The sequence below is a fragment of the Pseudomonas sp. GW456-12-10-14-LB2 genome (assembly GCF_002884345.1).
Taxonomy (GTDB): Bacteria; Pseudomonadota; Gammaproteobacteria; order Pseudomonadales; family Pseudomonadaceae; genus Aquipseudomonas; species Aquipseudomonas paraglycinae.
Genome location: NZ_POHV01000152.1, coordinates 1 through 273, shown reverse-complemented (window position 1 = coordinate 273; position 273 = coordinate 1). Strand labels below are relative to the sequence as shown.

The window sequence follows — 273 nt, the reverse complement described above, 5'->3', positions numbered from 1 at the left end:
CGTCAGCAACGTGCCGACGATGATTCCGCCCATCATGGCGTAGGCCATGGGCCCCCAGAAAATCTCGCGGGCTATCGGAATCAGCGCGAGGCTCGCGGCAGCTGCGGTCAGCAGGATCGGCCGCATACGGTGCTCGGTGGCTTCGACCACGGCTTCCCAGGCTGGCCACCCCTCTTTCTTGAGGTCCTCGATCTGCACAATCAGGATCACGGAATTGCGGACCAGGATGCCGATGAGCGCGAGCACGCCCAGGATCGCCACGAAGCCCAGCGG

The 273-nt window shown here is 64.5% G+C and carries 1 protein-coding gene; it reads right to left on the bottom strand.

Annotated features, from left to right (window positions below; translation table 11 throughout):
• A partial coding sequence (locus tag C1X29_RS29905; RefSeq protein WP_146023306.1) for an efflux RND transporter permease subunit occupies nucleotides 1-273 on the bottom strand: 273 nt, incomplete at both ends.